Here is a 13,156-nt window from a genome sequence, read left to right as displayed (position 1 = left end):
GCGAGAAGGATGGCGCGTCGTCGGGACAAGCTGCGCTGCATCCAAAACGCCCTGCGGGGGATGGCATTTTGGATTGCGCTCCGCTGTCCCTCCTCTCCCCATGGGACCCGCTTCGCTGGGCTCCCATGGGGCCCCGAAAACTGCGCCCTGAGCGAAAGGACTTGCTTCATCAATTCAGTTCAAAAAGTCTTTCAGCTTTTTACTCCGGGAAGGATGGCGCAGTTTTCTAAGCGCTTTGGCCTCGATTTGGCGGATACGCTCCCTGGTGACGTTGAACTCCTTGCCCACCTCCTCCAGGGTTCGAGTGCGGCCGTCCTCAATGCCGAAGCGCAGCTTGAGCACCTTCTCCTCCCGGGGGGTGAGGGTGGACAGCACCTCCACCAGCTGCTCCTTCAGCAGGGTAAAGGAGGCGGCCTCGGCGGGCTCGGAGGCGTCCTCATCGGGGATGAAGTCGCCCAGATGGCTGTCCTCCTCCTCGCCGATGGGGGTCTCTAGGCTAACGGGCTCCTGGGCGATTTTCAAAATCTCCCGCACCCGCTCCTCAGGCATATTCATCTCCTCGGCAATCTCCTCCGGGGTGGGGTCGTGGCCCAGCTCCTGGAGCAGCTGGCGGGAGACCCGGATCACCTTGTTAATGGTCTCCACCATGTGAACCGGGATACGGATGGTGCGGGCCTGGTCGGCGATGGCCCGGGTGATGGCCTGGCGAATCCACCAGGTGGCATAGGTGGAGAATTTATAGCCCTTGGTGTAGTCAAATTTCTCTACTGCCTTAATGAGGCCCAGGTTGCCCTCCTGGATCAGGTCCAGGAACTGCATCCCCCGGCCCACATACCGCTTAGCAATGGACACCACCAGACGCAGGTTGGCCTCCGCCAGCCGCTGGCGGGCCCGCTCCCCCTTCTTGATGGTCTTTTCCAGCTCCCGGCGGACCTCCGGTGGGATCTCCTCCCCCGCCTCAAGCAGCTCGTCCAGCTGCTCCTGGGCGGCGCTGCCGGCGGTCATAGACTGGGCCAGCTCCACCTCCTCCTCCGAGGTGAGCAGGTTCACCTTGCCGATCTCCTTCAGGTACATGCGCACCGGGTCATCGGTGCCGAAGTTGTCGATGAGAGTGTTGGGATCGACAATCTCCTCATCGGGAATGCCCTCCATCTCCTCCACTGGGGGATCGCCGGCGTCTCCCAGGTCGGGGATGTAGTCCTCCCCCACCGTCTCGATGCCCAGGTTCTCCAGGGTGTCGTAAATTTTATCCATCTGCTCTGCGCCCAGTTCCATGTCCTCCAGCACGTCCAGCAGCTCGGAGGAAGACAGGTGCCCCTTTTTCTTGCCCCGCTCGATCAGCTCTCCCAGCTTCTCCGCGCCGGCGACCCCCTCTACCACCTTCATGATCTCAATCTTGCCGGTTTCCATCCGGGCCTGGATGTCGTTTTTCTTCTCCTTTTTCTCCAGGATCATCATAGGGGCGGGTTCTTTCTTCTTGGTGCTCATGTTTTCTCCTCCATATATGCTTTCTTCTGTTGATATCTTTTTTGTGCGGCCAGCAGCAGGTCGTCGCCCTGGGCCGTCCCGCTGCGCAGCAGTCCTTCACCGCGGACAATGGATATGTAGTCCTGAATAGACTGGCCGCTATTGGCCACCGACTCAGGCTGGGCGGCCACCTGGGCCAAATGGTCCATCTCCTCACGGTCAAAGTCCTCTGCCAGGGCGGCAAGCTGGGTGGACAGTCCCGCTGCCGCCCGCCGGTTCAGCGCGTCAAAGGCCCGGCCCAGCAGGCCAGAGGAAAACTCTGCTCCTGTAATGCCGTCCATCCGCCCCGCCAGACCCGGGTCCAGCATAAGCAGCCGCAGCAGTCCCTCCTCCGCCCGGGCGGAGCGGATATTTTCATACCGCAGGGTGCGGGCCTTGGGCTGGAGCTGGCCGACCGGAGCCATGTTCTGCCGCTCCTCCTGCCGCTTCTCCTTACGCAGCCGGCCCTTGAGCGCCCGGTCTACCTCCAGCTTCATAGTCTCGGGACTGACCCCTGCCGTCTGGGCAGCATGGCCGCCGTAGATCTCCCGCTCCACTGCGCTGTGGAGGGTTGAGACCAGCTGGGCCGCCTCCTGGAGGAAGGAGACCCGCTGGCCATCGTCAGTGAGGTCGTATTTCTTTTGAATTTGGGCCAGACGGTAGTCCACCTGGTTCTCACTCTGGTCCAGCAGCCTGACAAAGGCGTCCCGCCCGTAGGCCTTGATAAATTCGTCCGGGTCCTTGGCTCCCTGCATCCGAAGTACCTTCACCTTCAGTCCCGCCTTCTCCAGCAGGGGAATGGCCCGCTGAGCCGCAGCTACCCCGGCGCTGTCGCCATCATAGGAGATGACCGCCTCCTTAAAGTACCGGGCCAGCAGCTGGCCGTGTTCCTCAGTGAAGGCGGTGCCCAATGAGGCCACCGCATTGTCAAAGCCCGCCTGGTGGAGGGCGATGGTGTCCATGTAGCCCTCTGTCAGGATGACCCGCCCCGCCTTGGAGTTTTTTGCAATATTTAGAGCGAAGACGTTGCGGCTCTTATTGTACACCGGAGTGTCGGGGGAGTTGAGATACTTAGGGGTTGCGTCGTCCATCACCCGGCCCCCAAAGCCGATCACATTGCCCCGCACGTCGATGATGGGGAACATGACCCGGTTGCGGAAGCGGTCGTAAATGCGTCCGTCCTTATTGCTTACCGCCAGTCCGGCGTCCAGCATATCCCGCTTGCTGTAGCCCAGGCCGGCCAGCGCCTGGATCAGGCCATCCCAGCTGTTCAGTGCAAAGCCTAGGCCGAAGTTGGTCCGGGTCCGCCGGGACAGTCCCCGCCGCTCCAGATAGGCCAGCCCCTCAGAACCCTGGGGGGAGTTGAGCCAGCGGTGGAAGAGGCGGGCGGTCTGTTTGTTCATCTCTAAAATCTTCTCCCGCCGCTCCCGCATTCCGGAGGAAGAACCGTCAAACTCCGGCATCTGCATTCCGGCCCGCTTGGCCAGCACTGCCACTGCATCCCGGAAAGGCAGATTTTCCAGCTCCATCACATAGTTGATGACGCCGCCCCCCTTGCCGCAGCCGAAGCACTTATACATCTGCCGGTCGGGGACCACGTGGAAGGAGGGGGTCTTTTCGCTGTGGAAGGGACAGCAGCCCCACCAGCTGCCCCCTTTTTTCGTCAGCCGCACCGACTCGGACACCAGATCCACAATGTCGGTTCTTGCAATGAGCTCGTCCAAAAATCGCTCTGGAAGGGGCAATTGCGTACACCTCTCTTATCTGCGGGGGTTTCACCCCTATTTGTATCCGTTTTACAGCAAAATTATCCCAATTACAGAACGGTCCACCCCTTGGGAATGAAGATTTCCCTGTACCGGTCTACCGCGAAGGGGTCGGTCATGCCGGCGATATAGTCGCAGACCGCCCGATCCACCCCCTCCTTCACGCGGATGGCCTGGAAGTCGTCGGGCAGGTGGTCGGGGTTCTTTTGATAGTATTCAAACAGGCAGCGCAGCATATCCTGGGCCTTGCCCTCCTCGCCCTTGGCCATTGGATTGGTGTACACGCTGTCAAACATAAACTCCTTCAGGGTCAGCATAGCCTCCCCCACCTCAGGGGACTGCCTGATCTCAGACTGGCCCTCACTGGCCTGAATGGCGTCGGCCACCAGAGTGTTGATCCGCTCGCTGTGGGTAAAGCCCAGAACCCGGGAGACGTCCAAGGGCAGGTCTATGGGGTAGATGATCCCACCCCGCAGGGCATCCTCAATGTCGTGGTTGATGTAGGCGATGTGGTCAGCCAGCCGGACGATCTGCCCCTCCAGAGTTGCGGCCGGGGTTCCCTTGGTATGGCAGACAATGCCGTTGCGCACCTCCCAGGTCAGGTTCAGCCCCACGCCCCCCTTCTCCAACTGGTCCACGACCCGCAGGGACTGCTGGTAGTGGGCAAACCCGCCGGGCATCACCTGGTCCAGCAGCCGCTCCCCGGCGTGGCCGAAGGGGGTGTGGCCCAGATCGTGGCCCAGGGCAATGGCCTCGGTCAGGTCCTCGTTCAAAAACAGCGCCCGGGCCATGGTGCGGGCAATGCGGCTGACCTCAAGCGTGTGGGTCATGCGGGTGCGGTAGTGGTCCCCCTCGGGGTGCAGAAAAACCTGGGTCTTCTGCTTTAAGCGCCGGAAGGCTTTGGAGTATACAATGCGGTCGGTGTCCCGCTGGAAGGGGGTTCGAATGGCGCACTCCTCCTCCGACCGCGCCCGTCCCCGGCTCTGGAATGATTTGCAGGCCAGCGGGGACAGAACTGTGTCCTCCCGCTCCTGGAGCTGCTGGCGTAGCGTCATAAGCAGACCCTCCCTTACCCAGTTTTCGTTACTGTTTACTTATACGGGATTACTTTTCAAATTCCTCTTTTTTCAAAAATTTTTTTGCGGTCTGTTCCGCCTTGACAACAGGGGACGGGGTTGATATAATAAAAGCAGAAGGGCACTGTCACTGACGGTTGGCCCGGAATCAGACTAACAATTCGTTAGCCGCTCGGGGGCCATCCGGGCGGCTAACACGCTTTTGAGGCGGTGAGGAGCAAAATCAGCACGACAATGCTCAAGCACACCACGAAACGGAGGATGAACCCCCGGAAATCGTTTCCCATTCGCACCACCTCCTCCGAATTGGAATCTGCCTGGAGGAAAGTGGGCCAACCGCCTTTTTATGTAACAACGCGCCTTCTGCCCCGCCTGGCTGGCGGGCGTTTTTATCATAAGCCCAAACAGGGATTTTGTCAAACCCGCTCAAAACTCCGTACCCCCACCGGCCACAGTAGGGGTACGTTTTTTATGGGCGGAGCCAGCGTTTCTTGCCCGCGCCCAAGGATGTGGACCATGGAGGTTACCAGAGGGAGCGGAGATAAGGTAGGGCCGACACAGTACCGCCGCTCTTTCCGGCGCCCAGGACGGTGGAGAAGAAAAATACAAGAAATTTTTCTGTGAAATTTAATCATATCTTAATGGAGTGTCACAGACCGCTGTGCTATCATAAGGAAAAGGAGGACTATGCCATGTATTTTCCTGAGGATATGACTTTTCAATACTTTTTCTTCGCTACATACCCTGGATACTTTTTGCAGACGATCCCTATCGCCCTGCTGGCAGGGCTCGTCGTTTACCGGTTCAGGCGGACGCGCCGAACTCCTGCTGCGGAGGCCCTTGGCGCGGCCCTGTTCGCCAGCTATCTTGCGGGACTGGTCTCCCTCACCCTCGCCTTCCACCTTGTCAGCGATCTCTGGTACTTTCTCCTCTACCGGGCGGCCAGCGGCTCCCACCACAGCTGGCTCACCTTTGAATTTTACCTCGTCCCAGACTTCTTCCGCCGCTTTGGGTCAGAGTCCCTGGGAAATATCCTTCTATATCTCCCCTTCGGCATTCTCTTTCCCTTGGCGCGGCGCGGCAGCTCCTGGAGAAAAACTGTGGTTGCCGGCATACTGACCTCCCTGACCATCGAAGTGCTCCAGCCCTTCGTTGGCCGCAGCTTTGATATTAACGACATCATTCTGAACACACTGGGCGTGCTGCTCTCTGCCTCTGTATTCTCTGCTATATCCGCCTGTCTCCACAGACACTAAAAATCGTACCCCCGCCGGATGCGGGGGTACGATTGTATGTTCCTCTACTTTTTCTTACCCGCACCCACCAGAATGTAGACGATGGAGGCCACCGCCAGCAGATAAGGGTAGTACAGGCACGGCATAATCTGGAAGGCCGACACGGCGCCGCCGGAGGCGGAAATGGCCACCAGCATCTGGGCGCCGTAGGGGATGACCCCCTGGAAAATACAGGAGAAGGTATCCAGCAGGGAGGCCGACTCCTTGGGGGTAATGTGGTACTCCTCGCTGATTTCCCTGGCGATGGGACCCGCCATAACGATTGCCACGGTGTTGTTGGCGGTGGCAATATCCATGGCGCCCACCAGCAGCCCCACGCCCAGCCGGCCGCCCACCCGGCCCTTGAAGGCGCGGCGGATAAAGGCCAGCAGAGCCTCGAAGCCGCCGTACTCCCGGATCAGGGCGCACATAGCGGACACCAGGATGGTGACCATAATGGTCTCAAACATACCCGAGGCCCCGGAGCCCATGCCCCCCAGCAGCCCCATAAAGTCCACCGTCCCCGTGGGCAACACAATAGCCGCGCCCGCCAGAATACCTACAATGAGCACCACAAACACATTCAGGCCTGCAATGCCTCCGGCCAGCACCAGGACATAGGGGATGAGCAGCAGCAGATTGTAGTCGGGAATATCAATGTGGCCCACGCCGGCGTTGAGGGACTGGACCAGAATCACTGCCAGTGTTGCAATGGCGGCAGGCAGAGCGATTTTGAAATTGGCCCGGAACTTGTCGCGCATCTCGCAGCCCTGGGTGTTGCAGGCGGCGATGGTGGTGTCCGAAATAAAGGACAGGTTGTCGCCGAACATGGCCCCGCCCATCACCGAGCCCACACACAGGGGCAGGGAGAAGCCGGACACATTGGACACCGCCGCAGCGATGGGGGTTATCAGGGTGATAGTCCCCACCGAGGTGCCCATGGCGGTGGACACAAAGCAGGCCGCCACAAAGAGCACTGCCACCGAGGCCCAGGCGGGGGTCACCGACAGCAGGAAGTAGGCCACCGCCTCTGCGCTGCTGCGACCGGTGACGCCCACAAAGACGCCGGCCACCAGGAAAATCAAAATCATGGTCATAATGTTCTTGTCGCCCACGCCCTGAGCCATGACCGCCATTTTGTCATCAAATTTCAGACTGCGGTTTTGCAGGCAGGCCACCAGCAGCGAGACCATGAACACCACCACAATGGGGATGTTGTAGAAGGCCATCTCTACACCCAGGCCGTACTCAAAGACCAGGCCCATGCCCAAATACAGCACCAAAAACAGCAGGATGGGCAGCAGCGCCGCCGGATTTTGCTTCGGTTTCTTCTCTCTCTGATCCATAAGGAATCCTCCCTTTTCTCCCAAGTTCCTTTTATTTTAGAGGAAAGCTGCCGCCGTGTCAATGAAATTTGTTGAAACAGGGTTAAAAAACTCCCCTTCTGACAGGATGGAGCTGCTTTCACCAATCACGGTCTGATACCCATGAGAGAGCTTGGTGTTAAATTCATCCCACATGGGCCCCTTCGTTGGGGCCAATCAGTGCTGTTACTTCCTTGGCATCCATATTTTATAACGTATTAGGCAGATTATAGAAACCCCAAACATAATTCCCTCTGCTGCTGGTACAGCCAGCCATATCCCTGTTACGTCCCAAATGCTGGGGAGCAGCAAAATGCCTCCGGCCAGCAGGCCAAATGTCCGCAAAAAGGAAAGAACCGCAGATATTCTTCCGTTTGACAACGCAGTGAACATTGCAGATGTGAAATTGTTTAAGCCACAGAATAGAAAGCTGTATGAGAAGATCCTAAAGCCATTCGCCGCAATTTGATAGACTTCTGAGGCATCATCCGCAAACAACAGCACAATATAGGGACCGCCAAACATGGAAACCGCAAAAACGAGTGCCGATGCCGCCATGATAAACCGTATACTGATGGTAAAAACCCTTTTTTGCTGAATAGCATTGCCGCTGCCATAGTTAAATCCGATGATAGGCGCTACTCCTATAGAGTAACCGATATACAGCGTGTTCAGCAGAAACTGGGAGTAAATGATAATGGTGATTGCTGCAACTCCATCCTCTCCCAACAGGTTCATCATCGTGCGGTTGAACAGAAATGTTGTGACAGCCGTTGCCAGCTGGCCTACCATTTCAGATGAGCCGTTAAAACAGCTCTCCCCGATCACCGCCCATTTCAGTTTTGGCCTTGTGAAGGATAGCGCTCTTTGGCTCCGCGCAAAATAGGCCAGCCCGGCAACGGCGGGGATCAGGAAGCCACAGCCTGTCCCCAGCGCCGCTCCCCGGATACCCAGGCCGCAGGGAACAATAAAGATGTAATCCAAAATGATATTCGCCGCGCCCGCCAAAGCAGACAGACCGCAACCCAGACCCGGTTTTCCGGCTGTCACAAAGAGGTTTGAAAACAGCGTCTGCAATATGTTTGCCGGAATAAACAGGAACAGCACCATGAGATAGTCTTTACAGTAAGGAAAGAGCAGCTCACTTGCGCCAAGCGCATAAATGATTTTGTCAATCCAGATTATCCCACCCAAAAGGATGAGAAATCCAATCACCGCGCCTGTGAGAATGAGCAGAGTGAAATCTTCCTTCGCCCCCGTGTGATCACCTGCCCCCATTTTTCGGGCGACAATTGCGTTTCCGCCCGCTGCAAGCATTGTCCCCAATCCCACTGTGACATTGAGAATGGGACACACGATGTTGATAGCGGAAAGCGCGTCCGTATTGACAAACTGCGCTACAAAAATTGTGTCCACGATGGTATATAGTCCCATAAAAATCATCATTGCGATGGTGGGAAAAGCGAAGCGCAGGAGCGTTCCTGCGCTCCATTTTTGGTCTAAAATGTTATCATCCATTGTGGCCTTTCTCCCGTTTGGGTGGTAGAATGAGCCGCTGGGTGGGATAGCCAAATTCAGTGAGAAGCTCCGACTCGGCAAAGCCCAGCCGCTTATATTCCTCTCGCTGGCCTGGGTCGGCCTTATCCCCCTCGCGGAACGTGGTGATGTTGATTTCACGGCCTGCAAATAGATTGCGCATCATAAAGTCAAGAAAAGCCCTCTCCACTCCATACCGCCGGTACTGCGGATGTACCGCCAGAAAGTCGATGCTCCCAGTTTGATCTGAATATGCGGCGGCCCCAACCAGGGTCGAGCCGTCCCGCATAATCAGCGCTTGACGCCGTTGAACATACTGCTTGACCCGTTCCAGGTGAGCGCTCTCATCAAGGCAGGGAAAACCGTCAATGACAAGGGTTATAAAATTCATCCAGTCAGGAATATCAGCCAGCGCAGCATAAGAAATCTTCTGTATGATCGTATCAGGAGCAGTTGGATTCCGGTTCAATATAAATTCCAGCTGCAGAGGATAAAAGACTTTATTTTGCCTGTACTCCAGCGGCGTCTGCTTATACATGGACTTAAAGATAGAGCTAAAGGCCTGTTGGCTTTCATATCCGGCAATCAACGCGATTTCTAAGATGGGTTTTTCTGAGAACACCAGCAGCTTTGCCCCTTCGGAAAGCTGCCGGCGCTGGATATAGTCGTGGAGTGTAACCCCAACCACGTCTGTAAACATCCGGTGAAGATGAAATTTGGAATAGCCAATCCCATTTGCAACCGTGTTCAAATCCAATTTTTCGTTGAGGTGGGCTTCAATATAGGAGATCACTGCCGCTACATTCTCAATCTTTTGGCCGTTCATGGTTTCCCCCCTTTCGTTCTCTATTTTAGCAGAATAGATAACGAAGCTTTTCATAATTCTTGCGGCTTTTCTGACCTGGCAATATTCAGCAGCACACGCAAACCCAGCTGCCGCCCACTTTTTCGGTCAACACCGCTCCACGATACCATTCCGCCACTCCCTTGGTGGGGCCCGGCCGGGGCTGCGGTTCATCAGGACGGGCCTTCTCAAAGGTCAGCGTATCGAAATCTCCCTGCTCCTCTCCGCTGATGAGGGCAAAATGCTTTTCAATGCGCCGGCGAGCTTCCTTCCAGCTCCACAATTCCTGTGGCAATTTTCTCCCGAAAGACCCGGTCGTGCTCCACAAAGAGAAGGGTTGGCTGGCACTGCAAAATCAGCTCCTCCAGCTGCATCCGGGAAAACAGGTCGATATAGTTCAGCGGCTCATCCCACACATACAGGTGGGCGCTGCGGCACAGGCTGGCCGCCAGCAGCACTTTTTTCTGCTGTCCGGCGCTGTATTCCCCCATGTCTCGGGAAAAGAGGGCCCGGGAGAAGTCCAGCTTGCGCAGGAGGGTCAGGAATTTAGTCAGGTCCAGGCCCTGCCCCTCCGCCCAGGCCGCCGGCTCCCCCCGCAGGTGGTCCGCTTTCTGGGGGACATAGGAGATGACCAGTCCGGAGGCCCGCTGGAGGGTCCCGGTGTGGGGAACCCCCTCCCCCAGGATCAGCCGGAGGAGGCTGGTCTTCCCCGAACCATTTCCCCCATCCAGACAGAGGCGGTCCCCCTGGCGCAGAGTCAAGCGGATGGGTGTTCCTCTCATGCCCGGGTAGGTGATAGACAGCTCCCGTCCCTCCAGCAGGCGGTCGCTGTGGTAGACCAGCGGGGTCAGCTTCAATGTGTCCGCCCGCTCAATGTCCTTCAGAAGGCCCGCCTTCTCTTGAATCGCCCGGTCCGCTCTGCGCTCAATATTTTTCCGCTGCTGCTGTCCCTTGCGGGATTTTTCCCCTAAATAGGGTCTGAGGCCGTGTTTGACAATTCCGCTCTGAGAAATGCCCACCTTGGCCCGCTCCACCGCGTCCGCCTTCTGCTTCCGGTCGGCGGCGGCCTGTTCCAGCCGGCGGATCTCCCCCTTCAGCTTCTCGTTCTGGGCCGCCTCCCCCCGGTCCCGGTCCTCCTTGTCCCGGAACCAGCTGGAGAAGGTCCCCCGCACCAGCTCCGGGCCGGTGGGGTTCAGGGCCAGAATGTGGTCCACACAGCTGTCCAGAAAGGCCCGGTCGTGGGAGACCAGCAGAAAGCCCCGGTCCAACCCTCGCAGATAGTCCGCCACCAGTGCACGGCCCGGTCCGTCCAGGTGATTGGTGGGCTCGTCGATCATGGGGTAGGCTCCCTCGTCCAGGAAGAGGGCGGCCAGCAGAGCCCGGGTCTGCTCCCCGCCGCTGAGAGTCGAGAAGGGCCGTTCCAGCACCTCCTCCTCCAGTCCCAGCTTGGACAGCTCCCAGCTCAGCCGCCACTCCTCCTCCGGGGGCACCCCCTCCAGAAGAATGTCCATCGTCCGCCGCGCCGGGTTCTCAACTTGCCTGGGCCAGCGCAGGCACCGCCGCCGCAGGGAGACCGTCCCTCGCCCCTCCAGCTCCCCCGCCAGCAGGCGCAGCAGCGTGGTCTTGCCCCGTCCGTTGCGCCCCACCAGACCCAGCTTCCAATTGGTGTCCAGCTGGAGGTTTAACCCCTCGAACACCGGGGTGTGGTCTCCAACGTAGGTGAACGATAAATTTTGTATGGTAATTTGAGACATATTGTACCCTCCTGTCATGTGCGCGAAAAAGCCGCAAGAGGGTCCTTCCTCTTGCGGCGGAAGAAGGGCGCAACACGCCCCATATGAGCCGAAAGGGGAAGACTGCGCGTCTCCTCTTGCGAACCCATGACAAGACCGGACTGCTCTCACAGCCCCTGACGTCTATCCTGTCACGGAATCAGCAAGTGGTCTTGCGCATCTTCCCGCCTCCCAACTGTTTTGTTGAGGACAGCATATCACGACTCCCGCAAAATGTCAAGCCCCTCCACATGATCTGTGCGGAGGGGCCTGAACCCCACTGAATGCTGATGCTTACGCCGTCTTCGATCTCCTGAATGGACAAATTCTTGGCGTTCTCCAGGGCTTCCGCATCGGAGAAGGTAACCATGGGCAGACCGCCGTCCTCCAGCCGGGCGGCCTTGGCGGTGCCGTTCCGAACCGCCTCCAGCTGTTCCGCCAGTTCCTCGTCCACATAGACGGCAAACTCGTCGGCGGTGAGTTAGTTCAGCTCCTTGCCGGAGGTCTCCTCCCCGGACTTAGGCAAAATCTCGATGTGTATGCCGTCCTCGGTCTCGGTCTCCTGGACATCATACTCCATCCCATCGTCTGGCTCGTCCGGCTGGACGGTGGTAAACCACTCCTTGTCAAAGCCGCTCTCCTCTATGAATCGCTCCACTGCGGCGGGGTCGGCCTTGCTCTGGTCCAGCGGCAGGGTAAACAGGGCGTGGGGGCCCTCAAAGTCCTCCGCGAAGGAGATGGTCCCGTCCTCCGCCATGGTGAAGGTGTCCCGGCTGGGCACAGTCCCCTGGTAGAAGGCCAGATACACCGTATGGTCGGCGAACATTTCAATGCTCTGAACGTCCAACAGATAGTAGATGATCCCATCCTGCTCCATATTGGAAACGCCGGCATGGAGGGTCCAGTTGTTCACCGACCAGGGAGTATAGCCGGCCACCAGAGGAGTGAAGGTATACTCGTCCAGGGGGAAGTTGTCCCTTTCCAGCGGCGATTGATCCAGACTCTCCAGGATCATCACCGCATAGGTGTGGGCCTTGTCGGCCTGGCTGTTCCAGCGGGACAGGTTCTCCCCCGACACCAGTCCCGCCAGGGTTACACAGAAGTTCTCCGTCTCCACCGACTGGTTGACCTTGATGGCGTCTCCGCTCTCAAAGGCCCGGGCCAGAGTGGGGTCCCCGTGCATTTGGGCCACCTGGGAGGGACTGAGCCACCGGGAGGCGGCATAGGCGGATACGGTAAATAGAGCCACAGCAGCAGCAGCGGCCATTACGCGGACAAAACCCTTCTTCTTCATAGCAATACGCTCCTTTTCTTTCTGGGCCTGCCGGCGCACCAGCTCCTGGGTCCGCTCCTGAAAATCGTCGGACAGGGGCAGCGCGTCCACAGCCTTCTTGTAGTCGTTCCAGTTCATGTGATCTCCTCCTTCAGCAGTGCCCGCAGCCGCTCCCGGCCCCGGGCCAGCCGGGTTCCCACCGTGGCGGCGGGCAGTCCCAGCAGCTTCCCAATCTCCTTGATGGAGTATCCCTCGTAGTAGTGCAGATGGATGACGGCACCGTACTGCTCCGGCAGGGCTCGTACCGCCTGGAGCAGCTCCACACCGGGCTCCGGCGCGGCCATTTGAACCGCCTCCTCCAGAGGGAGCTCCCTCTTTGCCGCTCTCCGGCGGATATCACTGGCACGGTGAAGGGTTGTGCGGATCAACCACGCTTTCTCGTGTCCGGCGTCCCGGAACGAGACGGGAGCGGTCAGCAGCCGCAGAAACACCTCCTGAACCGCGTCCTCCGCGTCGCTGACGCAGGATAGACGGGCGCAGGCCAGGCGAAGCAGCATATCGCTGTACTCCCGCACAAGGCGGCATATGGTCTCTTCGGTACCGGTCGGGACCATGTTCCTCAACTCCCTTCACCCTTAACACGGTACAGCGGGCAGGAATTTTTCACAGTAAATAAAATATTTTCCACAGCACAAAACCGCTGTCCCATTCAGGACAGCGGTCTGTCTTGCTTATTCTGCCAAAT

The 13,156-nt window shown here is 58.2% G+C and carries 11 protein-coding genes; 1 reads left to right on the top strand and 10 read right to left on the bottom strand.

The genetic code is table 11. The annotated features are described in order from the left end of the window. Window positions 1-174 precede the first annotated feature (174 nt). From rpoD to D1646_RS05195, 3 genes are all read right to left on the bottom strand, one after another. The gene (gene rpoD, locus D1646_RS05205) at window positions 175-1,386 is read right to left on the bottom strand and encodes an RNA polymerase sigma factor RpoD (RefSeq protein ID WP_160635443.1); all 1,212 of its coding nucleotides are present in this window, start codon (window positions 1,384-1,386) and stop codon (window positions 175-177) included. 98 nt (window positions 1,387-1,484) lie between these two features. Then, the gene (gene dnaG / locus D1646_RS05200) at window positions 1,485-3,251 is read right to left on the bottom strand and encodes a DNA primase (RefSeq protein WP_160635437.1); all 1,767 of its coding nucleotides are present in this window, start codon (window positions 3,249-3,251) and stop codon (window positions 1,485-1,487) included. Window positions 3,252-3,322: 71 nt separating this feature from the next. After that, window positions 3,323-4,327, bottom strand: coding sequence for a deoxyguanosinetriphosphate triphosphohydrolase (locus tag D1646_RS05195; protein WP_160635436.1), 1,005 nt, complete (start codon window positions 4,325-4,327; stop codon window positions 3,323-3,325). A gap of 713 nt (window positions 4,328-5,040) precedes the next feature. Here D1646_RS05195 and D1646_RS05190 point away from each other — a divergent pair. Continuing rightward, window positions 5,041-5,604 carry a VanZ family protein gene (locus D1646_RS05190; protein ID WP_160635435.1) on the top strand — a complete coding sequence of 188 codons (564 nt, stop codon included), beginning with the start codon at window positions 5,041-5,043 and terminating at the stop codon, window positions 5,602-5,604. A 44-nt stretch (window positions 5,605-5,648) separates the two neighbouring features. On the opposite strand, the gene D1646_RS05185 is transcribed toward D1646_RS05190, so the two are convergent. The 7 genes from D1646_RS05185 to D1646_RS05155 form a co-directional block, all read right to left on the bottom strand. Next, window positions 5,649-6,968 (bottom strand): Na+/H+ antiporter NhaC family protein, encoded by a 1,320-nt coding sequence (locus tag D1646_RS05185; protein WP_160635434.1) that lies wholly within the window; start codon window positions 6,966-6,968, stop codon window positions 5,649-5,651. A gap of 204 nt (window positions 6,969-7,172) precedes the next feature. Beyond that, window positions 7,173-8,504: an MATE family efflux transporter gene (locus D1646_RS05180; protein ID WP_160635433.1), complete on the bottom strand. Its 1,332-nt coding sequence runs from the start codon at window positions 8,502-8,504 to the stop codon at window positions 7,173-7,175. After that, on the bottom strand, window positions 8,497-9,348 hold the full coding sequence (locus D1646_RS05175) for an AraC family transcriptional regulator (RefSeq protein ID WP_160635432.1): 852 nt from the start codon (window positions 9,346-9,348) through the stop codon (window positions 8,497-8,499). Before D1646_RS05175 ends, D1646_RS05180 begins: the two co-directional genes overlap by 8 nt. A 266-nt stretch (window positions 9,349-9,614) precedes the next feature. Next, on the bottom strand, window positions 9,615-11,120 hold the full coding sequence (gene abc-f / locus D1646_RS05170) for a ribosomal protection-like ABC-F family protein (protein ID WP_160635431.1): 1,506 nt from the start codon (window positions 11,118-11,120) through the stop codon (window positions 9,615-9,617). 178 nt (window positions 11,121-11,298) lie between these two features. Continuing rightward, a complete protein-coding gene (locus D1646_RS05165) occupies window positions 11,299-11,592 on the bottom strand; it encodes a hypothetical protein (RefSeq protein WP_160635430.1) in 294 nt (97 codons plus the stop codon). Between the two features lie 27 nt (window positions 11,593-11,619). Then, window positions 11,620-12,549: a hypothetical protein gene (locus D1646_RS05160; RefSeq protein WP_160635429.1), complete on the bottom strand. Its 930-nt coding sequence runs from the start codon at window positions 12,547-12,549 to the stop codon at window positions 11,620-11,622. Continuing rightward, window positions 12,546-13,025, bottom strand: coding sequence for an RNA polymerase sigma factor (locus D1646_RS05155; protein WP_160635428.1), 480 nt, complete (start codon window positions 13,023-13,025; stop codon window positions 12,546-12,548). Before D1646_RS05155 ends, D1646_RS05160 begins: the two co-directional genes overlap by 4 nt. Between the last annotated feature and the right edge of the window lie 131 nt (window positions 13,026-13,156).

Source organism: Pseudoflavonifractor sp. 60, from assembly GCF_009911645.1.
Classification (GTDB): Bacteria; Bacillota; Clostridia; order Oscillospirales; family Oscillospiraceae; genus Lawsonibacter.
Note: the sequence above shows the minus strand (reverse complement) of the source record. Positions and strands in the feature narration are given on the sequence as shown.